General features: G+C 36.3%; 14 protein-coding genes and 1 pseudogene. 10 read left to right on the top strand and 5 right to left on the bottom strand.

Annotation, left to right across the window (positions count from 1 at the left end):
• Positions 1-581 precede the first annotated feature (581 nt).
• Positions 582-2,405 carry a vanadium-dependent haloperoxidase gene (locus tag QNJ50_RS10075; protein WP_300634869.1) on the top strand — a complete coding sequence of 608 codons (1,824 nt, stop codon included), beginning with the start codon at positions 582-584 and terminating at the stop codon, positions 2,403-2,405.
• Positions 2,406-2,746: 341 nt separating this feature from the next.
• On the opposite strand, the gene QNJ50_RS10070 is transcribed toward QNJ50_RS10075, so the two are convergent.
• The gene (locus QNJ50_RS10070; protein WP_300634868.1) at positions 2,747-4,999 is read right to left on the bottom strand and encodes a S8 family serine peptidase; all 2,253 of its coding nucleotides are present in this window, start codon (positions 4,997-4,999) and stop codon (positions 2,747-2,749) included.
• A 1,027-nt stretch (positions 5,000-6,026) separates the two neighbouring features.
• Between QNJ50_RS10070 and QNJ50_RS10065 the strand changes: the two genes are divergently transcribed.
• The gene (locus tag QNJ50_RS10065; RefSeq protein WP_300634866.1) at positions 6,027-6,473 is read left to right on the top strand and encodes a Fur family transcriptional regulator; all 447 of its coding nucleotides are present in this window, start codon (positions 6,027-6,029) and stop codon (positions 6,471-6,473) included.
• 1,336 nt (positions 6,474-7,809) lie between these two features.
• Positions 7,810-9,666, top strand: coding sequence for a DUF3685 domain-containing protein (locus QNJ50_RS10060; RefSeq protein WP_300634864.1), 1,857 nt, complete (start codon positions 7,810-7,812; stop codon positions 9,664-9,666).
• 115 nt (positions 9,667-9,781) lie between these two features.
• Here the strand turns inward: QNJ50_RS10060 and QNJ50_RS10055 are convergent, their stop codons facing one another.
• Positions 9,782-11,269 (bottom strand): NAD(P)/FAD-dependent oxidoreductase, encoded by a 1,488-nt coding sequence (locus tag QNJ50_RS10055; protein ID WP_300634862.1) that lies wholly within the window; start codon positions 11,267-11,269, stop codon positions 9,782-9,784.
• 131 nt (positions 11,270-11,400) lie between these two features.
• Between QNJ50_RS10055 and QNJ50_RS10050 the strand changes: the two are divergent.
• Both QNJ50_RS10050 and QNJ50_RS10045 read left to right on the top strand, forming a co-directional pair.
• A pseudogene (locus tag QNJ50_RS10050) lies at positions 11,401-11,865 on the top strand (S41 family peptidase); the annotation flags it as partial.
• A 608-nt stretch (positions 11,866-12,473) separates the two neighbouring features.
• A complete protein-coding gene (locus QNJ50_RS10045; RefSeq protein ID WP_300634861.1) occupies positions 12,474-13,025 on the top strand; it encodes an RNA 2'-phosphotransferase in 552 nt (183 codons plus the stop codon).
• A 111-nt stretch (positions 13,026-13,136) separates the two neighbouring features.
• Here QNJ50_RS10045 and QNJ50_RS10040 read toward each other — a convergent pair whose 3' ends face one another.
• Both QNJ50_RS10040 and QNJ50_RS10035 read right to left on the bottom strand, forming a co-directional pair.
• A complete protein-coding gene (locus QNJ50_RS10040) occupies positions 13,137-13,949 on the bottom strand; it encodes a CHAT domain-containing protein (RefSeq protein ID WP_300634860.1) in 813 nt (270 codons plus the stop codon).
• Positions 13,912-14,175 (bottom strand): hypothetical protein, encoded by a 264-nt coding sequence (locus tag QNJ50_RS10035; protein WP_300634858.1) that lies wholly within the window; start codon positions 14,173-14,175, stop codon positions 13,912-13,914. Before QNJ50_RS10035 ends, QNJ50_RS10040 begins: the two co-directional genes overlap by 38 nt.
• 89 nt (positions 14,176-14,264) lie before the next feature.
• Here QNJ50_RS10035 and QNJ50_RS10030 point away from each other — a divergent pair, with 89 nt between their 5' ends.
• The 3 genes from QNJ50_RS10030 (at position 14,265) to QNJ50_RS10020 (ending at position 19,202) form a co-directional block, all read left to right on the top strand.
• The gene (locus QNJ50_RS10030) at positions 14,265-14,561 is read left to right on the top strand and encodes a GH3 auxin-responsive promoter family protein (RefSeq protein WP_300634856.1); all 297 of its coding nucleotides are present in this window, start codon (positions 14,265-14,267) and stop codon (positions 14,559-14,561) included.
• Between the two features lie 556 nt (positions 14,562-15,117).
• Positions 15,118-16,512, top strand: coding sequence for a HAMP domain-containing sensor histidine kinase (locus tag QNJ50_RS10025; protein WP_300634854.1), 1,395 nt, complete (start codon positions 15,118-15,120; stop codon positions 16,510-16,512).
• Positions 16,513-16,922: 410 nt separating this feature from the next.
• Positions 16,923-19,202: an EAL domain-containing protein gene (locus QNJ50_RS10020; RefSeq protein WP_300634852.1), complete on the top strand. Its 2,280-nt coding sequence runs from the start codon at positions 16,923-16,925 to the stop codon at positions 19,200-19,202.
• 66 nt (positions 19,203-19,268) lie between these two features.
• Here the strand turns inward: QNJ50_RS10020 and rsmH are convergent, their stop codons facing one another.
• A complete protein-coding gene (gene rsmH, locus QNJ50_RS10015) occupies positions 19,269-20,135 on the bottom strand; it encodes a 16S rRNA (cytosine(1402)-N(4))-methyltransferase RsmH (protein WP_300634850.1) in 867 nt (288 codons plus the stop codon).
• A gap of 310 nt (positions 20,136-20,445) precedes the next feature.
• Here rsmH and QNJ50_RS10010 point away from each other — a divergent pair, with 310 nt between their 5' ends.
• Entirely contained in the window at positions 20,446-21,630 is a 1,185-nt protein-coding gene (locus QNJ50_RS10010; protein ID WP_300634848.1) for an NAD(P)H-quinone oxidoreductase subunit H, read from the top strand.
• A gap of 499 nt (positions 21,631-22,129) precedes the next feature.
• Entirely contained in the window at positions 22,130-22,660 is a 531-nt protein-coding gene (locus QNJ50_RS10005; RefSeq protein WP_300634846.1) for a GAF domain-containing protein, read from the top strand.
• The last annotated feature ends 201 nt before the right edge of the window (positions 22,661-22,861 follow it).

Here is a 22,861-nt window from a genome sequence, read left to right as displayed (position 1 = left end):
GGTGCGTGACACAAGCGAGTTAATCTGAACCTATTAATAAGGTTTTGAGTGTCACGCACCCTACAAGAAAAATGTGCCGGTTGCGTAAGTCCTATAACTAAACGCCCAAAAAATAAGAACTGTAACTATGAGAGAAGCTTGCTGATTCTATATTTTCCTACAATATGGCAGGCAGCAAAAGAGAATTTATCGGGGTTGTTAATTGCATACAAAGTGCATGACATTCCTCAATATAATCATTGAGTAAATATGAGGAAAGATTCGTTACATCTTCAATTTCACCCAGCCATGTCTATTTTTCGGAAATTGCTTTTGCCAATGCTGTAGGCATAAAAGTCATTAAAGTCATCCAAGAAAAATGACTCGAATGGATCTGATAGATCTTACATAAAAGTTAATTAGTTGCATAAAACTCAATGAGCCAACATACAAAATATTACTCAAAGTACAACAAAAATCTTTCAGCAAAATTAACTTTGTAAATTGGAAATCAGCCTGAACTGAATATGTTTGATGAATATAAGTCGAAATCAATTGTAACTATATAAATTTGAAAATTTGGTAAATATAAGGAGTTCAATATGACCGATCGCAAATTTAGAGCTAGAGAAATTCGTCGTCAAGCAGCAGAAGTAGCTTTTGAACGCAAACATCCAGAGCATATTAGTAATGGTGAAGAGTTTAAATATCGTATTGTCAACGAAGAAAATAACTGCAAAGGGGAAGTAACCCGAAAAAATAATAAACCATCACATATTGCCAATTTTACTAAGGGATTACCTCATGATGTAAATACTGGTTTATTGGTTAGTTCCGATGATTATCAACAGTTTGTTGCTGGTATTGACTCAGGGGATGTTCGTGATTTCAAAGATACTCCTTTAGGTCCTCCCGGACAAGATGGAGAAAGATGTCCGAACTGGGAATCTCAGCTTGCCCAAAGTAATAAAGTTTCAGTTAGAGCCTGGGAAAGTCAAGGAGCAGGGCTTACTTTTGATTTGGAAGGTCCCGACGCCCAATCTGTAACTATGCCTCCAGCACCAAAGTTGGACAGTGCCGAATTAGTTACAGAAATGATTGAAAACTATTCAATGGCGCTATTACGAGATTGTCCTTTTGCTCGATTTGGTGAATCACAAACAGTTGAAAGAGCAATTCGATTATTGAATGACTCTCCATGGATTAAATATCCTGATACTTCAAGCCTCTCTGATGCGGAGCAAAAACGCCGGCGCGGTCCTTTCTGTACTCAAAATGTTTTTAGAGGTATTACCCCAGGCGATGATGTTGGACCTTATATTTCTCAATTTTTGCTGATTGGTAATCAACCTCTTGGAAATGGATCCGACCCAAGTACTGACGGTTTTATTCGCTATGGTTCCGTTCGTATCGACCAACGGGTACGTACGGCAAAAGAGAATCTGGATTTTATGACAACCTGGGAAGCTTGGGTTGACGTTCAAAATGGTGCAGATGTACGTGGGTTAGAAACATACGTTGACCAAAACGATCCTTTAGCATACCGGTTTTTAGCAACTCCTAGAGATTTAGCAACTTACGTTCACTATGACGCATTATATGAAGCTTACTTAAATGCTTGTTTATTAATGCTAGAAATGAAAGTTCCTTTCGATCCAGGTCTTCCTTTCCGGTTACCAGACCATATTGATAAGCAACAGGGGTTTGCTCAGTTTGGCGGTCCTCACATCCTCAGTTTAGTTACAGAAGTTGCTACCCGTGCTCTGAAAGCGGTACGTTTCCAGAAATTTAATGTACATCGTCGTTTGCGTCCCGAAGCTGTAGGTGGATTGGTTCATCGCTTTAAGGATGAGAGTAGAGATAATAAAGGTATTGAGGTCATCGAAACTCTGGTTCAAGCTTTAGATGGGGAGTTACTTGCCGAAGTTGTAAAACATAATGACTTGCAAAATCAAAACCCAGATAGAAGTTGCGATCCCAGTGCTAATATGCGGTCTTACCTTTTACCAATGGCATTTCCTGAAGGATCTCCCATGCACCCATCCTATGGAGCAGGTCATGCAACCGTTGCAGGTGCTTGTGTAACAATTCTCAAAGCATTTTTCGACCACAGTTGGGAATTACGAGACACAAATGGCAACCCCTATGCTTATGAGGCTTCTCCTAATGGTTCTTGTTTGCAATCAGCAATCCAAACATTAAAACCACAAGAAGCATTGACAGTTGAAGGTGAACTAAATAAGTTAGCTTCTAATATATCTATTGGGCGGAACTGGGCTGGCGTACATTATTTTACTGATTATATTGAGTCCATTCGTCTTGGCGAACAAATTGCTTTGGGTATTCTTGAAGAGCAAAAGCTGACCTATAGAGAAAATTTCTCGATGACTGTACCACTTTTTGATGGTGGAACTGTTCGCATCTAGGTAAAGAATCTATCTGACCTAAACGTAACAGATATTACTAAGTTAGGGCGCACAGAAGTGCGCTCCTACTGTTTAATTTTTCCCGAGGTTATTCTTTACTGAGGCTGTATTGATACAAGTAAAGACGCGATCGCTCGCGTCTGTGACGTCTTTGTCGTTTTAGCCGAATATTGTAGAGAAATTTAAAATCTTTTATTAGAATTTTCAGGCAATACTTTGTCTCGTTAGTTTTGAGGAGTTTGTAGTTGGGCTTTAGATTAAAGTGCTAAAGCACTACTACAAACCTTTGAATTTTTACTTGCGCGTAGCGCCATATCTTTGTAACTCAGATATTAGATTTGCTAAGCAAAACTTTTGTGGTAGAGAGCATTGTCGCAACCAACTACAAAAATATTGATGTGGTTATCTCCTGAGGAAACAGCACTTGGCGCTGCGATCGCAATATCATCTCCTATGCTTTTCCAGGGACTCCAAGTCAAGCCATTCCAAAATTTTCGATGCAAAGTATTATCAGTTCCTACAGCAAATAAATCTAGATGATTTTCACTTGAGGAAGTTACGGTTGGGGAATGCAACCACAGACCACCTAAATTTTGCCAATTACTGCTCCAAGTGGAACCATTCCAAGATTTTTGATAAATACTATGGTCGTGACCTCGAACAAATACATCAATACGATTTTGTGCAGTTGCAACTGCTGTAGGTGCTCCCAAACAAAAGCCCCCTAAAGATTGCCATTTACTCCAAGTGTCACCGTTCCAATACTTGTACCATAGGGCATTGTCAGCAGCAACTGTAAATATGTCAAGGCGTTCGCAACCCCAAGCACTAACAGCTACACCGTTTTTACACAAACCACCTAAATCTTCCCATTCTCCCCATTTACAACCATTCCATTTCTTATGGAGTAACTGACGTTTTTGACCAATTACAAATAAATTAAGATTATTTTCTTCAGGAGCAATAACTGCAGGTGCCCTCAAACTAAAGCCATCTACTTTTAACCAATCACTCCAGGTTTTACCATCCCAATATTTATGATGCACTGAACTATCAGCAGACAGGACAAATGTATCGAGACGGTTTGTCCCCCAAGAAGCTGCACCTGCTGCAGAAAAACATGTACCACCCAATCTGACGGGTTTAGAGCATTTCGGTTGTTCGGGTAAAATCTTTTCTAAAGCTACTAGGGGTTGGATTACTCCAGCACCAGAATGCTGATCAAAACCGGCTTCACCAATATTTTTAGCGGTACTCTTAAATGCATCTTTGATTTGTGCTTGGGTTAAGGAAGGTTTTGCTTGCTTGAGCAGAGCTACTGCACCTGCAGCGATTGGTGTTGCTGCAGAAGTACCGTTATCACAATCAAAATAGCCTTGGAAATGAGTAATGGAGCAAAAATCAGGTTTATTTTCATCTAATGCTGCAGGTCCCTGACTGCTATAACCAACAAATTCTTCATATTTATTTACAGCACCAACTGTGATAACTCTGGGATGTCCATTTGCACCCCAAATACTTTTACCCGAACCAAAGTCTTGACCGCAGCGATCGCTCGGACAACTACCACCACAGTTACCCGCAGCAAATAGTACTAAAATACCTTCTTCAATAGCCTCTACAACTTTGCGAGTAAAAGGATGATCCGGATTAGTTGCATAAAACTCATCCCAATTTTTTTGATAAATTCCCCAACTGTTGGTCAGGATTTGGGGTGTACCATCAGTTTTGTGCTGCTTAATTGCCCATTCAAATACTCTTAAAGCATTGGATATAGCATCACCACCAGCGAGGCGACAATCATAAAGTTTGGCTTCTGGAGCCATACCCAATACATCTGTGGCACACATATTACCGTGCTCTCCCCAAGAACGGGCTTTGGTACCCCAGTCAGAATCGGGACCACCAATTACATTCGGGATGCGACGCTCGGTTTCTCCATGTCCAACTGATCGACCTTCTGCTGTAATCCCACCATCAACAATTCCTACAACAATACCTTCACCTTTATATCCGCGAGCCCAAATTTTATCGATCCCCAAATATTTTGCAACATCAGCGATCGTTCCTTTGGCTTGGGTCACCGCACAATCACAGGTTCCAATTGGGCAGTTATTTGTATTACTAACTGGTTCAACTAAATCTCGAGCAGGTTTTTTTACTAATGTACTAGTAGGGTCAAAGGGAGCAATTGGTGTATCTTTATAGACTTTAACAACATTTGGCTGTGCCTCCAGTTCTCGTATCTGATGCTCATCTATTGCACCCCGGACAAGAATGGTTTCTTCATCTTCCGAACCAATATTTGCAGCGAATCTATTACTGGGATTAACTGGTATTGGCTCATAATTGAGATCTAGTTGGAAACTTGTAACACTTCCTGCTACAGCACTAGAAAGAGTTTGCAAATTCCTTTGAGAGTTGGATGTGCGTAATTCAACTAGAACGTGAAGTTTTGAATCCTCTAACTGACTAGAACTCATCTCACCATTGGGCATTTCACCTCTACAATATGGTGAATTCATATCAACAGATGGCATCTTGTCAGCATTCAGATTATTGTTGCTGCTCCCATTATTTGTCTTTAAAGACATAGATCCGTCACCCTGGATGATTTGATATTTTTATGCTTCGTAATTACTCTGTGCCGTAATTACAGCCTTTCAGGATAATTACTCAAGTAGATGTTGTTTCCAAACGCTAGCTCTCCGTAGAAAAGCTATACATTAGTCCCTTTGCTCGACAATAAGTCGCTTTGAAAGCAATTATGTGTATTTATTGATTCTATGTAAATTAGTATAAATACTGAAAGATTATTTAGCGATTTGCATTGTAATTCAGTATAAATAAGGTAATCATTTAATCTTGCATGTGATAAAACAAGATTCTTTCCGGAAAATAACAACAAAATAATATTTCTCGATCCATGACAGCAGTAATAGATGAGTGAAAAATATTACCAAGCAATATAATGGATAGAGCCTTTGTACTATAAATGTAAAATATCTTTATCTCGTACAACTCGATCGCACAGCAACGAAACAATAGATCACCGTATGTAAACTTTTGAGATTGTAATGATGAATTTATTAACAGAACAAAATACTGCTAAATTTTGAGTTATTTAATTTACTATTTTTATTTGTTACCGGCAGTACTTTTTTGTAGCATTGCTAAACAAAATTGACTTATGATGAACAGTAAGAATCTCTACACGAACAATTATCAAAGCTGCCCAATTTAGCATGAATAATAAATACCAAGATTTTCTTTATAGTTTCTTTAGACTTTTAATTTCAAAAGTTAAATTAGCTTCTTGAGTTTTTTAACTACTAATAACTTGACAGCTTATAGCTCTTTTTTATTAATCAATTTCTACTTAATCCACTTGTAATATCCGCTTCCAAGTAGACGCTGAATAAGGTTTTAAGTTAAAGTGGTAATGAGTTTGTTTAGGCAAAATAATATCAATCAAAGCATTTAATTATGTTGTTTTGTAATTTTTGCAATAAAGGAGGACGCAAGTAATGAATTAACCAAGCACCTTTGAATAGAGCATAGCTATCGGTGGTACATCAAAGAACAGTCTTAAAAAAAATCCAATTATTAACAAACTAAAATATGTCAGAATCAGCAATAACTTCAAAACCTATTCGTTCTCTAGAAGATGCTTTAGAACGTTGTCAAACACTTGGGATGCGAGTTAGCCGTCAGCGTCGCTTTATTCTAGAGTTATTATGGCAAGCTGAAGAGCATTTATCAGCTCGTGAAATTTATGATCGCCTCAACCAAGAGGGTAAGGAAATTGGTCACACATCCGTGTATCAGAATTTAGAAGCCTTGTCTTCTCAAAATATTATCGAATGCATAGAGCATTCTGATGGACGTTTGTATGGTAATATAACAGATCCTCACAGTCATGTTAACTGTTTAGATACTCAACAAATTTTAGATGTCCACGTCCAACTACCAAAAGAACTAATTCAGGAAGTGGAAAAGCAAACAGGGGTTAAAATTACTGAATACAGCATCAACTTTTTTGGATACCGCCAAGATTCGCAAGAGTAAGTCAAAATCTGGAATTAGCAGCCAAGTTACCATAGCCAGCCAGATGGAATATATTTTCAAGCATGGGGTCGGAATTTATATCACTCAATCTTTAACTAACTACGATCCCATCAAATAAAACTTTTTTATTAACGCTAAATCAACCTAATTTTTAGTGTGTTGTTTAAATTTAGGTTTGGTTACAGTTCAGTTTTCAGTGCTACCTTAGCTTTATTTTAGATCTTCACGCCATAACTCAAATGTTACTGGATTGATATATTAAAATTTCTGTGAACCCATATAATAAACACATATAATTATTAACTTTACTAAACAGCAAGCTAAGCAAAAGCGAAGATATAAATATCTATGATCGTAGAATCCAAAATCTGCAATTGCAACACTTGACTTGGGGCTCTACAACCATATTTAACAAATCACGAATTAGCATTAGCACTACGTGCAATTAATTAGCGCAAGCGCGCAAGCGTACCGAGTTGGACGCGTCTAAAGATTACTGCGTAAAGTTTTAGGGCGTCTACGACAAACAGCACTCATAGATGTCATAACCTAATTATTTAGGCTTATATAACAATTACAGCAAGCAAGAAATTTTCAGCCCAGCACCATCAATATGGGTAAGGATACACCAAATTTAAACAAAAATCACCATAAATCAGAATATCTAGTTATTTTTACTCAGGCATAAAAGCATTTCATATTCATCATTATCTGAGGTTTTTAATCGCTACTGTTGTTTAGTATCCTGAAATAGAAGCTTCATTATTCTATCTCGCTCGCATTGGGTCAATGGTGGCATTGCTCTCACCAAAATCGAGAGATTTAATTTAATACTTCGTGCTTTAACACTTATTTATATTGAGGTGGGAAAATAGGAAATTTTATTGCTTAACTACGTATTGTTAACTAATCTGTAATTTGTTGTAAATTTTGCTGTTAAGTCACACAAAGTAACAAATTTATATGATTTCAAACTATTTTCTAATATTTGTCCAAAAATAACATTGATTGATACTTTTTCTAGAATAGGCGTGCAAAAATGCATAATATTGATTTTGAAATCTATATATCGAATAATATTTGGATGCGATTCCTGGCTCTTAACCATCTGTAAAATTCATAAATTCTGAATTTCAATATAATATTCTGCTAAGCGGTACCTAAGAATTGAGTCGATTTTAATTAAAAATTCAATAGTTTCCTAAACAAATTATGTTCTGTTTCCCAGTTTATGTGAACAGACCGAAATAAGAAAAAACCGGCTTATTTATGGAACTACGACCGAAATTACGACCACAAAAAATCTAAACAGTGGCGGTGTTGTTAAAAAAAAATTATGAGCGATCGCCCTTTAAACTTATTGTTAATAGATCCAGACCCTATTTTTCGACTAGGGTTGCGGATCGCACTAGAACAAGAGCCTAATTTGCAAGTAATATCAGAAGCCCAAACAGATATTATTGCTTTGCAAATCTTAGCAGAACTTGCTCTTAAAGACCCTAACCAAGTAAATCTAGTTATTTTAGAACTGGGTAATGGTCGCTCGGATGAAAGTCAGCAGTTGGGTTTACAACTATGTAGACAGATCAAAGCCCTATATCCTAACTTACCATTGCTGCTAGTTACTTCCTGTCAGGATGAGGGATTACTCCTTGGAGCAAAAGCACTTGGGGTAGATGGTTATTGTCCCAAAGGTACCCCATTAAATCAGATTGTTTCTGCAATTGAAATTATCGCTTCAGGTCAGAATTATTGGTTTGGTTCCACCAATAACGAAGAATGTCTGGAAAATATAGAAAAACAACAGGAAAAGCAAGTAGAAACAGAGTCAGCATCTTCAACGCAAAACTTGACATTTCCAGAACAAATAGAAGTTACAGAAGAATTTGGAAATACACAGGATAAAATCAAAGCTTTATCAAATCGTTTAATTAAACTGCGCAGTTATCTTTATTCGTCAGGGAGTAGTTATATCAATAAATCCTTGACAGAAGTGAGAACACAATTACAAGTTCCAGGGATTCCAATATTAGATCGAGCGATTCTTACCGGGAGACAACGAGAATTATTTGCAGCTCGTTGGTTACTCCAACATTTGGTAGCTCCATCTTCACCCACCCAAGAAGCACAAAGAGCGAATAATCTCTTTAGAACAAAATTATCTACAGAATCTTTTGCAGATAGTGCAATCGCTACCTATTCCGAACCTAAACCTCTATCAACACCCTCTTTACTTAGCCCCAGAGCTTTACAATCAATTTTATTTTCTGCTTGCATTAATAAACTACAATTTAGCTTACAAAATGTTACAGATACTCCCTTAGAAATTGATATTTTTCGTGAAACAAAAAAAAGAGAATTAATTTATTTAATTTTGCAGAAATTTGCGAATATTCTTGATGATTTGAGATTTGCTAAAATTGCTATTACTCGCCTACCAGAATTAAGAAGTAAAATATTACGAGATTTATGGCAAGAAACAATTACAGAATTTTATGGCAAGTTTTCTTTAATTAATGTGGATAAACGTCCAGTAGAAATTATTGATGTATTACTCAAAAGTGTTGAGATTATAGAAGAAGAAATTTTAGAAAAAATTCCTCTAGTTCCAGAGTTACTCGCTTATCTTCTATTTCAAACAGATTTATACATCAATAATAATTCTTATCCAGCAGGTAGTGCGGAGGCAAATGAACATGGTTCAATAGTCCTAGAGAATTTATTGATCCAGGTTGGGAATGCTGCAGTACAACCCCTATTGAATTCCTTGGGAGATTTGGAAGTAATTAAACAAACTTACTACGAACCAAAATTATTTTCTACCAGAGAGATAGAAAGTTTCAGAAATAATTTATCTTGGAAATATCGTCTCCAAAACTATGTTGGCGAACCAAAAGCAATTTTTGAAAGTCGTTACGAACTATTTGTTTTTGGACCGAGAGGTTTAGCTAAAATCTCAATTTATGCACCGCGTGGTGAAGAGCTAAATCAACTTGGTGGTGTTCCGCTGATTGTTACTTTAATGCTTGAGTTTAGTGATGCAGTTAAACCAAGATTACAAGCTGTTTTCTCTTTATTTGGTAGTGGTGTTGTTTTCGTACTTACCAAGGTTGTTGGTCGTAGTTTAGGATTAATTGGTCGCGGTATTATTCAAGGTATTGGTAGTGTTTCTTTGACGGAAAGGAAGAAATAAGATATTAGGTATTGGGTATCGGCGACAAGCGATTGGGAAGATAGAGTTGCGCTAAAAAAATGTACTGCACTAACGTCAATAAATCCCTAATCCCCAGTCCCCAATCCTCAACCTGCTAAATTTTCCAAGAACGACGGAAGTGGAAGAAATTTTCGAGAAAGTCCTTTAGACCCATATTGCGATTGAGTTTTTCCCGTTCCCACATTTGGGCTGTTTGTACCAATATTTCGGAGTAACTTGGATAGATTGCAGATAAAGATGATAGTTCTTTAATTTTGATTTTTTTGGCGATCGCTAAAGCAATAATATTAATTACTTCTCCTGCATTTTTACCTAAAATCGAAGCACCTAATATTTCCCCATTAGGACGGATTATTAATTTACAAATACCAGTGATTTCATCTTGGACTTGGGCTTTAGCTAGTGTTTTAAAATATTGTTTTAAAATTATAATTTTTTTTGGACTATATCGACGTTTAGCTTGTGGTTCTGTTAAACCGACTTGTGCAATTGCTGGTTGGGAAGACATTCCCCAAGGAATACTACGATAATTAACTTTAGACAGGGGAAAGAATAAAGCATTTTTGAGTGCAACTCTTGCTTCATAATTAGCAATGTTGGTAAAACTATAACCTCCCATTACATCCCCACAAGCATAAATTTTATGGTTGGTTGTTTGTAATTTTTTATTTACTACAAGGCGATTTTGATACCATTTGACCCCTACTGCAGCCAAATTAAGATATTCAATATTTGGTTGTTGTGCAGTTGCTACTACAATTTCGTCGGTTTCAATTGCTTTATCTCCTGCTTGAAGCCATTTTTTCCCATCAATCTGTCGTACTTGGGTAACTACAGTTTCTTGAAGTATTCGTACTCCCTCAGCTTCTAATTCAGCAAGAATGAGTAAAGCAATCTCTGGATCCAACTGGGGAAAAATATAAGGATGCTCCAATATCAAGGTGACTTGACAATTTAAGCGTACTAAAATTTGTGCTATTTCAATGCTTTGAGGTAAACCACCAACAATAGTCCAGTTTTTTGGTGGTGTAGACTGCGATAATCGCGCAAACAAATCCCAAATATTCAAGGGAGTCACATAACCTACAGATTCCAACCCTTCTATATCCGGAATTGCTGGGATAGCACCTGTTGCGAGTAAATAACTACGACTGCGCAGGGAGCGATCCTTTACAACAAAGCTCAAATTTGGTGATGTTTGAAATTGACCTTGTTCGGTAACAACATCTACCCCTTGTGCTGCTAACATTGTTGGCGAAAGTTGTTGATGAGTATTAGCAACAATGCCATTAGCGTATAACATTGCCCGATCCCAATTCCAAAGGATTTGACATTGTTCTTTTGTCTCAGATTTGCTCCCAGAACACAAAGCATCAATACCAAAACCGGGTAGGTTACTTAATTTCTGTAAAAATTTACTCGTTTGAGTAAAAGTATAATTTTTAATCGAGTTTTTAATCGGCTCTTGGCTAACATTCGGTTCAACTAAAGCAACTCTAGCTTTAAACTGGGTTGCGCTCCAAGCAGCATAACGTCCTGCTAAAGTACCACCAATAATTACGACATCGTAGTCAATAGTCATTCTTTGATGTTAGACAAAAGTCTTATGAAATAGGAATTCTACTCATATAGTTTAGCTCGAAGGCACAAACCTCGCGCTCATAACTTGTTGAGTTGAGATATTGCGCTACGCGCAAGTAAAAAGATGCAGATGGACTAGTTTTGGATTTAAGAGATGGTTGGGGTGGAGCAGATCCAGATTATCTTCATATATTTACTGGTGAAAGCCCGAGTATTACTTTCATTAGACGCGATCGCAAGCCTGTAAATAGTAATTTTCAATGGAAAAAACCAGTAGTTTTATTGGTGAATAAAGGTAGTAGAAGCGGTAAGGAAATTTTAGCATTTGGTTTCAAACAGCATAAAATTGGTCCAATAGTTGGCTCTCAAACTGCTGGAGCTGTGGTTGGAGGTAGTCCTTTTATTATGAAAGATGGTAGTGTTATTTACCTTGCTGTAGCAGATGTTTTGATTAACAATAAATACCGTTTGGAGGGAAATGGGGTAAAACCTGATATCAGCGTTCCTTTCTCTTTGGAATACTCCCAAGGGGTAGATCCCCAAAAAGAAAGAGCGATCAAAGTTGCTTTGGAAGCTGTAATAGGAATTAGGGATTAGTGACTGGGGAAAAGGAGAAAAAATTTTATTGCGGTGCGTCTACCCTGAGGGGTGAAGGACATCTGCACTATTGAGCACTTTGAAGAATAAAATAAAAGCGCCAGTAAATACGGTGCCTTAACCTGGCGCTTGTGTTGATTGTTGTTGAGGCTTCATTTTAGGAAAAGTATCTGAGAACCGCTATGGGGCTAAGACCTGCATGGGTGTCACCCCTCACAGGTAACATATTTGCCTAAAAATATTCTGCAAATAGATAAATACTCGAGTTTTAATTCCGGCCAAGGATAAAAATAACCCCAAAGGGTGATTTTATTATTACCATTTTTAAACTAAATTTATGATAATACAGTACGCATTTTTTGACTCTCCATCAGTAGCTTTCTCGTGAAGAATACTGGAAGCTGCTGATTTTTCATATCATATTTTTCACATAATAATTGTTCGAACAAAATCAGGATCAAATTTTTATATTTTAAAAATGTTTGCGATCGCAAAATTTATTTTTTGAACAACACATATAATGTGGTGTAGTTTAGTATGAATTATTTTGTGTTACACTTGCTTCAAAGTTGAATAATGAGAAAATCACCCCCATTGGGTGTTAGTTAATGAATAGTACTCGCTTAATAAAAGTTAGTAAATATCTTAGTAGACATCTACGCCATCAACCAGAAAAAATAGGAATTACTTTGAAAAAAGGTGGTTGGGTGGAAGTTGATAAGCTTTTGAGGGCTTGTAAGAAAAATGGATTTCCTATAAGTCGTTGGGAGTTAGATGAAGTTGTTGCTAACAACGACAAAAAACGTTTTTCTTTTGATGAAACAGGTAATCTGATTCGTGCAAATCAAGGGCATAGTGTAAAAATTGACTTGCAATTAGTAAGTCAAATTCCCCCTGATATCTTGTATCACGGGACAGGACATAAAAGTATAGAATCAATATTGACTAATGGTTTGTCGAAGATGTCACGTCATCACGTACATTTGTCTGCGGATATTACAACGGCACAAAAAGTTGGTGCGAGACATGGTAAACCAATAGTATTACTAGTTCATGCGATGGCAATGCATAAAAACGGTTATCTGTTTTATTGTTCTGATAATGGTGTTTGGCTAGTAGATAATGTACCGCCCAAATACCTACAAATACAAGAAACTTAGCTTGGAAAATTTGTGTTTGGTGGAATGAAAATTTCAACCTATTGCAATTACTGCATAGTCGAATGTAGAAACTTCAAAGTATATTCTGGTCATTCTAATATTCTGGTCATTCTACAACTCATCAAAATCTAAAATTACTCCATCTTTAGCCCGCATATATAAGACCGGTGTCGCAAAATCGCGATCTAATCCAACATCCTGAGAAATAGCATTGCGGGTTTTTTGGATCGCTGTATCTACAGGATTACCTTGTGCTAAGTAACTATAAAATTCATCTGCAAATAGCTTAGCGGTGCGATCGAGTATGGTGTATTGCATAGCAATTACTGCGGCTATTCCCTTCTGTACTAGGTTTGGTGCTGTACCTGCAAATGTTTTATTCGTAGATACTGTCGCACCTTTACAGCAGTTTAGTAGTACGAGTCCTATTTTGTAATCGCCTAAAAAGAAACTTGCAAATCTTTCGTCATCTAATAATTTAGATTTACCATTTTCATCCACAAGGGCAATTTGACCTTTATTATCTTTAAAGACACCGTGACCGATGAAGTGAAATACATTGTAAGCTTTTTCATCAAGCTTGCGTCTGATGTTGCGTGTGGTAGCTTCTGTTACTAGATCTAACTCGATTAGACCTGCTTCTATGTGTTTTTTCAGTGCTTCTTGAATCAGATTTGCTTCACCAGTTGCGTCTAAGCTGGCTAAGTCACTTGGAGTAGAGATGACTAAAAGAATTTTGAGGGGTAGACTAGCAGCTTTGATATCGCGTTTTTGCAGGGGAACATCAATATAACGAGAGACTACGGTTTGTTTGTTGTTTGCTAAAAAAGTATTAGTTCCTTCATCATAAAGAAATTCCCAAGGTAAAGCGGCTAATTCGGGAGATTCAAATATTAAGCGTAAGCGGGCGGGCGCTGTATTCATTCCCTTGTATATTCGCCATCGTGGCGTGAAATCTAGCATTGATTTGGTTGGGGAATAGTGCTTGATAAAGTTCATTACCTAAGTCTTCCAGTAATTCCTTATCTATCTCCTCACGTTTAATCAGATTTAAAATCGGTTTAATTATTCTCATATTCAAGCGTAATTGACCCGAAACTTCACCACCTGCATCTGAGGAAGCGCGAATATTATTATTTTTATCGACCATTATTTGAAAATCTTGGTAATTTGTGGTGGTTTGACTTTGATTAAAGGATTTCTCTCTTTCATTTTCTAAGTCCCGTTGTAATGGTGTAGTTGGAACTTGAGATTCCCGAACTTTTGACTGAGGTGATAACTTTATGGTTGCGTCTGTGGGGTTCAAAGGTAGGTGAAGGTATTTACTGGACACCAAAAATAGAAATTGCAGATCGAGGACTATTGGAAATTGGCGATCGCGTCCGCGTGACCCATTTTTATCAATCCACACCCTGCTTAGAATTTCTCGGACGAACTCAAGAAATTAGCGACCTAGTGGGGGAAAAATTAAAAAACTTTACGTTAAAAAATATGACTTTTGGTCGCATTATGCTAATACCAGATCGTCAATTTTAAATGCTTATTAGAGAACAAAGTTTAAAAAAAATTTATACTTATCAACAAATTAGAATTTGTTGTTTATGATGAGGATAACTTAGATTTATTAATCTTCCTAGAAAGGGAAAACAGTAAATTTAGCTACTATGATTACTGTAGTCAATACGGAAAAAATCATAAGCACCTTGGGATAACCATTGCAAGCTGATAAACTAAGGTAACTATAAATTATTTCATTCGTACACTTTGAACAGAAAAATCTTATCACTGTCTTATTTTTAACACTTACGCTCGACAAAAAACATACAATAACTACTTAGATAGAAGCTAGTTTTATCTATCGATGTTGATTTTGTTGTTATTTTGTCTGTAGGTTAATTGGAAAATTATCCAAATCATTCCAACAAATCTTCCCAAGACACGACTGAGAAGGTTTGTGAAGAAATTTCTATTGAAAATTCTTAAAATGTCGCTAAAAAAAGCGTAAGTTCCAAACTCATGAATTTTTGTTGGTGGTATTTGAGAATATCACCAACAAATAACAATGATTCTTAGCAAATAACAGTAAGGTATTGTGAGGGCAAAATCAGTATCCCAACAGCAACTTTACAAACCGGAAAAACTCCAAAGGTTAACCAATCTTTTTAACGAGCGATTAACTGACTCAACCGGTTTATTTGGACTAATGGTAAGTGAAATTGGCAAAGTTATTGACGGTGCTCAATTTTGTTTTATTTGTTTGTATAGTGATAAAGCAGATAGTTTGGATTGGGCTGCAAGTTTTGGTATTAGTTTGGAACAGTTCCAACTTTTTCAGCAAGTGCATCATGAAACATGTCTGTTGAAAAAAGTTTTTGTAACTGGTGTTCCTTTTATATTTCAAGTAGATGATCGTAAAGATGGAGTAATTGTAGCAGATTCAGGACAAATTGCGACAAATAATTATAAGGATATAAATTATTTATCTTCTGGGGATATACTTCCTCGTAATATTTATGCTTTGACAATAGATTCAGCCCAAACAGGACCTTTGGGGGTGCTGGGTATTGGTAGCAGAGAAAAGTCTATTATTTTAGATCGCAAACAGCAAAACTTGCTTACAGGGATTAGTGAAGTGGTAGCGATCGCAATTAATAATGCTAGAACTATCGAATCTCTAGTTAAACGAGAAAAAAGTTTAGCCCAAGAAAATGAGTTATTAAAAAAGCGAAATCAAGATTTAGAAAAAAACAGACATCATATACAGTTGCAGAATCTTGAACTTTTAGAAGTTACCCAGCAAAAATATCAATTTTTGGCTACAACATCCCATGAATTGCTGACTCCCTTAAATGTAATATTAGGTTTAGCACAAGTTTTATTACGCCAACGTAGCTATAGTTTATCGAAACAACAGCTAGAAATGGTGCAAAGGATTTTGAATAATGGCAATCATCTACTGACAGTAATTGATGATATGCTTTGCTTTGCTAAAGTGGAAACTGGTAACTTATCTTTTCATCTTGAAGAGTTTAACTTGACAAATTTGATTGTTACCCTGATTTCAGAACATCGTCCTTTAGCGTTACGAAAAAATTTAAACTTAAATTTTCAAATTGAACTTATAAATCCCATCGTATTCAATGACAAAGTTCGCTTAAAACAACTTTTAGTTAAACTTTTATTGAACGCAATTAAATTTACTGAAGCTGGTAGTATCAGAATTAAAGCTTGGGAGATTAACCAAGAAGAAATTGCGATCGCAATAGAAGATACGGGTATCGGTATTTCTGAAACGGATTTAAAGTATATTTTTGAACTATTTCGCCAAGTAGATCAAACAACCACCCGCAAATATGGTGGTACGGGTTTGGGTCTAGCTATTAGCAAATCCTTGGTGGATATCATGGAAGGTAAGATTTATGTTCAAAGCGAACCAGGTCAAGGCTCTAGTTTTTGCGTTGAGCTACCTAGAAAAATTCAGTATTGATGAGCGCTCAAATTGCAAATTAAGTTAAGTAGAACAAAAAGTAAACCTTTAAATAAAAGCAAAATATCTATCTCTATATAATCATAATTTTTTTAAGAGCCAGTAGATTGCATCGAGTATTGGCAGAAAGAGATATATTTTACAACCAAATAATAATAAAAAAACTATTGGATTATGCTATTATTAGCTATTTAATAGCAGTATAGATATGAAGTTAGCGAATCCAATATCTGTCATCATGGCAGTTGTTCTACAGACACCTTAGCAAGACTGCTTAGGCGACACAAAACTATTAGGTGACACAACAAAGTTAAAGCTCCCACGGGGAAAGAATTAGGAATTGAAACAAATAGCAGAAAAGAATTTGCATTAGTAGTGCAAGGAGCAAAAGATTTTTTAGATATATAGATATGGTCAAAAACAGCAATCCTAAAAAAGTCGCATTACTGATTGGGGTAAGTGAATATGAATCTGGGTTCACTTCTCTTCCTGGAGCAATAAAAGATGTGAAAGCAATGCAGCGAGTTTTACAGGATTCAAAAATAGGTGGATTTAATGAAGTCAAAATCCTTGTAAATCCTGATGTTCAATCTATGAGGGAGGAAATAGAAACTTTTTTTTCCGGTCTTAATAAGGAAGATTTGCTGCTGTTGTATTTTTCTGGACATGGAATCAAAGATGATAATGGTAGATTGTATTTCTCAACTAGAATTACTCGTAAAAATCCAAATAATCAACTAATCAAATCAACTGCAGTTGCTGCAAGTTTTGTTCACGATCAGATAAATAACAGTCGTTCTAAGCGACAGGTAATAATCCTTGATTGTTGTTTTAGTGGAGCATTTGACCCTTCATTATTAACGAAAGATGATGGATCTGTAGATTTACAAAGTCAACTGGGTGCTGAAGGTCGAGTTGTTCTTACATCCTCAAGTTCGACTCAATATTCCTTTGAACAACAAGTAGGAGGTGTTTCAGTATACACACATCACTTGGTAGAAGGAATAGAAACTGGAACTGGTGATTTAAATAGAGATGGTAAAATTACAGCACGCGAACTACATGAATATGCTTGCAATAAACTTGAAGAAAATGCTTTGAGTATGAAGCCTAAAATCATTGTATTGAAGGATAAAGGCTTTGATATTTTTATTGCTCAAACAAATAATTTGACAACAGAACAACAACATAAAGAAATTCAAAGCATGAACTTAACAGAAGTAAGCTTAGGAATAGCAAAACCATCAGGAAATCTGTATAGTCTAGCATCAAAAACATTTCAGTTGCATAACTTTCTAGAACCATATGAAGAATTAATCAGAAAACTAATCCGACAACTTACAGATTTAAGAAGTAGTGATTTTAATATTAATGGAAATTCAGAACAATATATTTTAAATATAATTAGACAAACTTCCGAGGCAGACTTTGTTTTTATTCTAGGTATTGACAATCAAGATAAATGGTATTTTAAATCCCACAGCAATCTTGCGAATAACATAGAAAATGATTTCTATCACAATACTTTAAACTCAGATATCTTACCTAATATTTCGCGATTATCAATCTTTAATCCTGCCTATCACGGTATCTACAGATTGCATGAAGATAAAAATGGGATTGTCAAAGCATTTGTGATGGTGCCTTTGAAAGTTTTACCACAGGCAGAGGTAATAGTGATTTGTGGTATACCTAAAAATTCTTATCTTTTAGGAGATGTATACGGAAGAATTTTATCAAGTTTTTATCATGCTTGCCAAAAATTATCACTTAATCCCGTACTAGTCGAAGCAGCTATCATTGATGATTTGAAAAGAGATTTTGGATTTGTTGCAGCCCGTTTATATAACCGGAGATTCAAATTATTTCGCGATCGCCTTCAAGAAATGATTGTTCATTTTGAGCCAATTCTTAATCTAGACCCTAACAAACTATTTATCAGTAGTTGGGAGGCTTTAGCTAGGAATCCTGAAACTTTAACAGTTCCTATTGATTTATTTCAGGCTGCTGAAATGTGGGGAGCAAGGTTTACCATTGAGCTAGATAGTTATTTTTTAAAGACTGCTGTTCTAAGTTATCGAGATGCAAGAAAAAAGGCAAAAGAAAATAGAGCGAAAGATATAGCACCACTATCAGTTAACGTATACCCAGAATCCTTAATTAGCAGTTCCTATTTCAAAACCGTCCGTCAGATCATCAGAGATAATTTTATAACCGCTAGCGACCTAATTTTGGAAATATCAGAAAAAACACAATTACCACAGTACAGTGATGGAATTAGTTTGAAAGACCCCTTAGCTTTTTTTAAAAAAAAATTACTAGCATATGTGAGACAGTTAAAAATTAAGTTTGCAATTGATGATTTTGGTGTTGGTTATTCTTCAATATCTCGTTTCGCTGGATTGAAACCATCTCATTTAAAAATTGATAGAAATATTTTATATCATGATAAGAGCGATCTTCTTATCCGTTCTATTGTTGAATTAGTAACGGGAAATGATTTAAACCCACCTAGTGTAATTATCGAAGGTGTAGATGAAACGACACCGATTAGCTTATATCGTCTGAAAGAAATTGGTGTTAACTCAATTCAGGGATATATTGTTGGTAAACCTAGACCAGAAATTTATCGCTTAAGTCAAGAGAAGTATGAGAATTTGAGAAAAAATATTTTAGAAAACATGAATTAGAATAGATTATTTATTCATTACTGAATTCAGATTTCTTCTCAGAATTTTCACTTATTTAGTATAATTTTATCCCTCGATTCTTTCGGCAATTCTTAATTTAGCCGAACGCGAACGAGAATTTATTTTAATTTCCTCTTCTGATGCAATAATTGGTTTTTTGGTCAAAACTTTGAGAAGTGGTGAATCCCGAAAACGATGCTTGACTATACGATCTTCCAAACTATGAAAACTAATAATTGCGATTCTCCCACCGGGGACTAGAGAATGTGGCGCTTTTTCAATAAAAGTTTCTAAAGACTTCAATTCCTCATTAACTGCAATTCGCAGAGCTTGGAAAACCCGAGTAGCTGGATGAATTCTTCCATGACGATATTTTGCACTGACCCCAGAAGCTATTACTTGAGCTAATTGGGTAGTGGTTTGAAATGGACGTTGTTCGACTATCCTCCTCGCAAGACGTCGCGATAATCTTTCTTCACCGTATTCAAAGAAAATATTAGCTAGAGTCTTTTCATCCCAATGATTGATTATTTCCGCTGCTGTTAGAGATTGACGCCGATCCATACGCATATCTAACTCACCTTCATAACGAAAGCTAAAACCCCGTTCCGGCGAATCTAAATGATAAGAACTCACTCCAAGATCGGCGATAATACCATTGAATTTACCTATAGGAAACTGGTAACTGGCAAAATTGCTAGAAATAAACGTTATCCTTTGAGCGTATTCTGCTAAAACTTTTTTGGCTGCTGCAAGAGCATCTTCATCTTGGTCAATCGCAGTTACCCTTACATCTGGTGCTGCTTCTAAAATTAAACGACTATGACCACCACCACCCACAGTTGCATCTAAATAATGTCCTCCTTGACAGATCTCTAAACCGCTAATTACTTCTCGACTTAAAACCGAAATGTGAGAAAATTCATTGGTCATTGGTCAATTGTCACTTGTGATTATTTGTTGTTTATTGTTTACTCATCGGTGTTCGGGACTTGCTGGTCGCTGCTCATCTAAAAAATGATAAAGGACAAATGACAAAGACAATTAAAAAGTTATGCATCAATATAATTAGAGTTAGTCAATCAAACTTAAACCCCTAAATTCTGCAGAACTCATCTGTTGAATTTGGTGATTATGTAACAAAAATATCAACATTACTTTGTTACTAAAAATCCGAGCTTAAAGCAAATTAAGACCTAGGGGTGAGTGAAAAACCGTTCATTTAGGGGAGAGAACTCTTTTAATGGCAAGAATTGAAACCAGAACAGAACCGATGGTGCTGAACATGGGACCGCACCATCCCTCAATGCACGGGGTTCTAAGACTGATTGTCACCCTCGATGGCGAGGATGTAGTTGATTGCGAACCGGTGCTGGGCTATTTGCACCGGGGAATGGAGAAAATTGCTGAAAGTCGGACAAATGTCCAGTATGTTCCCTATGTAAGTCGTTGGGACTACGCAGCAGGGATGTTTAATGAAGCTGTGACTGTAAACGCTCCAGAAAAGTTAGCAAATGTTTCTGTTCCTAAGCGTGCTAGCTACATCCGCGTCATCATGCTGGAATTAAACCGGATTGCGAACCACTTGCTGTGGTTTGGACCCTTCCTGGCTGATGTTGGCGCTCAAACCCCTTTCTTCTATCAATTCCGCGAACGGGAAATGATTTATGACCTGTGGGAAGCTGCTACAGGTTATCGCATGGTAAATAACAACTACTTTCGCATTGGTGGTGTGGCTGCTGATTTACCATATGGTTGGATCGACAAATGTATAGATTTCTGTGATTATTTCCTACCTAAGGTAGATGAATATGAAAAATTAGTCACTAACAATCCTATTTTCCGTCGTCGGATTGAAGGTATAGGTGTAATTACCCGTGAAGAAGCTATTAACTGGGGACTCTCAGGTCCAATGCTACGGGCTTCTGGGGTGAAGTGGGATTTACGTAAAGTCGATCACTATGAATGTTATGACGACTTTGATTGGGATGTACAGTGGGAAACAAGCGGTGACTGCTTAGCCCGTTACATGGTACGGATGCGTGAGATGCGTGAATCCGTTAAGATTATCCGTCAAGCAATTAAAGGTCTTCCTGGTGGTCCTTACGAGAACTTGGAAGCAAAGCGGATGATGGAAGGTAAAAAGTCTGAGTGGAATGGTCCAGACTATCAGTACATCAGTAAAAAAGTTGCACCTACTTTCAAGATTCCCAACGGCGAAATATACTCTCGCGTAGAAAGTGGTAAAGGTGAAGTCGGAATTTATTTAGTAGGTGACAACAATGTCTTCCCTTGGCGCTGGAAGATTCGTGCAGCAGACTTCAACAATCTCCAGATTTTGCCTCATCTACTGAAAGGTGTAAAAGTGGCTGATATCGTTGTGATTCTCGGTAGTATTGACGTAATTATGGGTTCTGTAGACCGATAAATTAATGGCTGAGTGGATTTAACTCCACTCAGTTATTCATGACAATAAGAAAATAGTACTGTCGTAAAATTTACGATTATTTGGATTTATTTATTTGAATTCATTAGTGATGATTCATTATCATCAATTCATAATTTAAAATTAATCTTCACTAAAACTAATATTTACTAACACTAATACTCACACAAATAATAATTCATAAAAAAACTGTAAAAAATACAACTACTGAGGATATATATTGGTATTTTTATAAAAGTTAAAAGTTAAAAGTTAAAAGTTATAAACTTGATAGTCATTTATGCTTGATAGTCCTTTGTGGTTGATAGTTTTTTGTGTTTGATATTTCTTTGTAAGTCCAGAACGAATAATTCACTATTCATCTCAAACAATATTTTAGCGGTGAAATACTTGTGTCACAATCTGAATGTTCTCAATTCAAATATAGTGCGAACATAACTCGTCAAGCTTTACCTACCTAATATGATATCGATCTAATACGATGGAAAATCTTAATCAACCCGAAGACAATAGGTATATAGATGTGGGTTTAGAAAGGATTCTTAATCAAGTCAACCAAAGAATAGAAAGAGATGAATTAATTATCAAAACAATCAAAAACCTTCGAGAGTTACTTCAAGTTGATAGAGTCGTTTTATACTACTTCTATGCTCAATGGCAAGGTCAAGTAATTTTTGAATCTTTAAGTAAAGACAAGTATTCAATCCTTGGTTCCATAGGTCCAGATGAATGCTTCAATAATGAATATGCTGAGATGTATTTGCAAGGTAGAGTGCGAGCAATAAATGATATTGAAACTGAATCCATTCATGAATGTCACCGTGAATTTCTTCAGGGCTTAAAAGTTCGTGCAAACTTAGTAGTACCTGTTTTAACTTTCAAAAAAGGTTTGTGGGGATTATTAGTTGCTCATCATTGTCAAGCAGTTCGCTGTTGGTCATCTTCAGATACTCAAGGTATGAAGAGGGGAGCAGAAGTTTTAGCTACATCTCCCTATGTTTCAGGAAATTGATTATAGTTCAGAAAATCGATTCATTAGGTATTTTATTGATTGATATTTAACCTCAGGACTTACGCAATTGTCACAATCGGTGGTTGGTGCGTGACGTTATAAGTCTTATTGCTACGCTCAAATATTTTCGCATCTCACGCACCCTAAGCCAAAAAATATGCCAGTTGCGTAAGTCCTAAACCTATTAGATATTCAAGTAAT

This window comes from Mastigocoleus sp. MO_188.B34 (assembly GCF_030065675.1).
GTDB lineage: Bacteria > Cyanobacteriota > Cyanobacteriia > Cyanobacteriales > Nostocaceae > Mastigocoleus.
Note: the sequence above shows the minus strand (reverse complement) of the source record. Positions and strands in the feature narration are given on the sequence as shown.

Bases quoted from the DNA above. Each gene is read 5' to 3' on its own strand.
- QNJ50_RS10020 (WP_300634852.1), top strand. From the start codon at position 16,923: ATGGTCAAAAACAGCAATCCTAAAAAAGTCGCATTACTGATTGGGGTA.
- QNJ50_RS10035 (WP_300634858.1), bottom strand. From the start codon at position 14,175: ATGGTCGATAAAAATAATAATATTCGCGCTTCCTCAGATGCAGGTGGT.
- QNJ50_RS10010 (WP_300634848.1), top strand. From the start codon at position 20,446: ATGGCAAGAATTGAAACCAGAACAGAACCGATGGTGCTGAACATGGGA.
- QNJ50_RS10005 (WP_300634846.1), top strand. From the start codon at position 22,130: ATGGAAAATCTTAATCAACCCGAAGACAATAGGTATATAGATGTGGGT.
- rsmH (WP_300634850.1), bottom strand. From the start codon at position 20,135: ATGACCAATGAATTTTCTCACATTTCGGTTTTAAGTCGAGAAGTAATT.
- QNJ50_RS10045 (WP_300634861.1), top strand. From the start codon at position 12,474: ATGAATAGTACTCGCTTAATAAAAGTTAGTAAATATCTTAGTAGACAT.
- QNJ50_RS10065 (WP_300634866.1), top strand. From the start codon at position 6,027: ATGTCAGAATCAGCAATAACTTCAAAACCTATTCGTTCTCTAGAAGAT.
- QNJ50_RS10075 (WP_300634869.1), top strand. From the start codon at position 582: ATGACCGATCGCAAATTTAGAGCTAGAGAAATTCGTCGTCAAGCAGCA.
- QNJ50_RS10070 (WP_300634868.1), bottom strand. From the start codon at position 4,999: ATGTCTTTAAAGACAAATAATGGGAGCAGCAACAATAATCTGAATGCT.
- QNJ50_RS10040 (WP_300634860.1), bottom strand. From the start codon at position 13,949: ATGAATACAGCGCCCGCCCGCTTACGCTTAATATTTGAATCTCCCGAA.
- QNJ50_RS10055 (WP_300634862.1), bottom strand. From the start codon at position 11,269: ATGACTATTGACTACGATGTCGTAATTATTGGTGGTACTTTAGCAGGA.
- QNJ50_RS10060 (WP_300634864.1), top strand. From the start codon at position 7,810: ATGAGCGATCGCCCTTTAAACTTATTGTTAATAGATCCAGACCCTATT.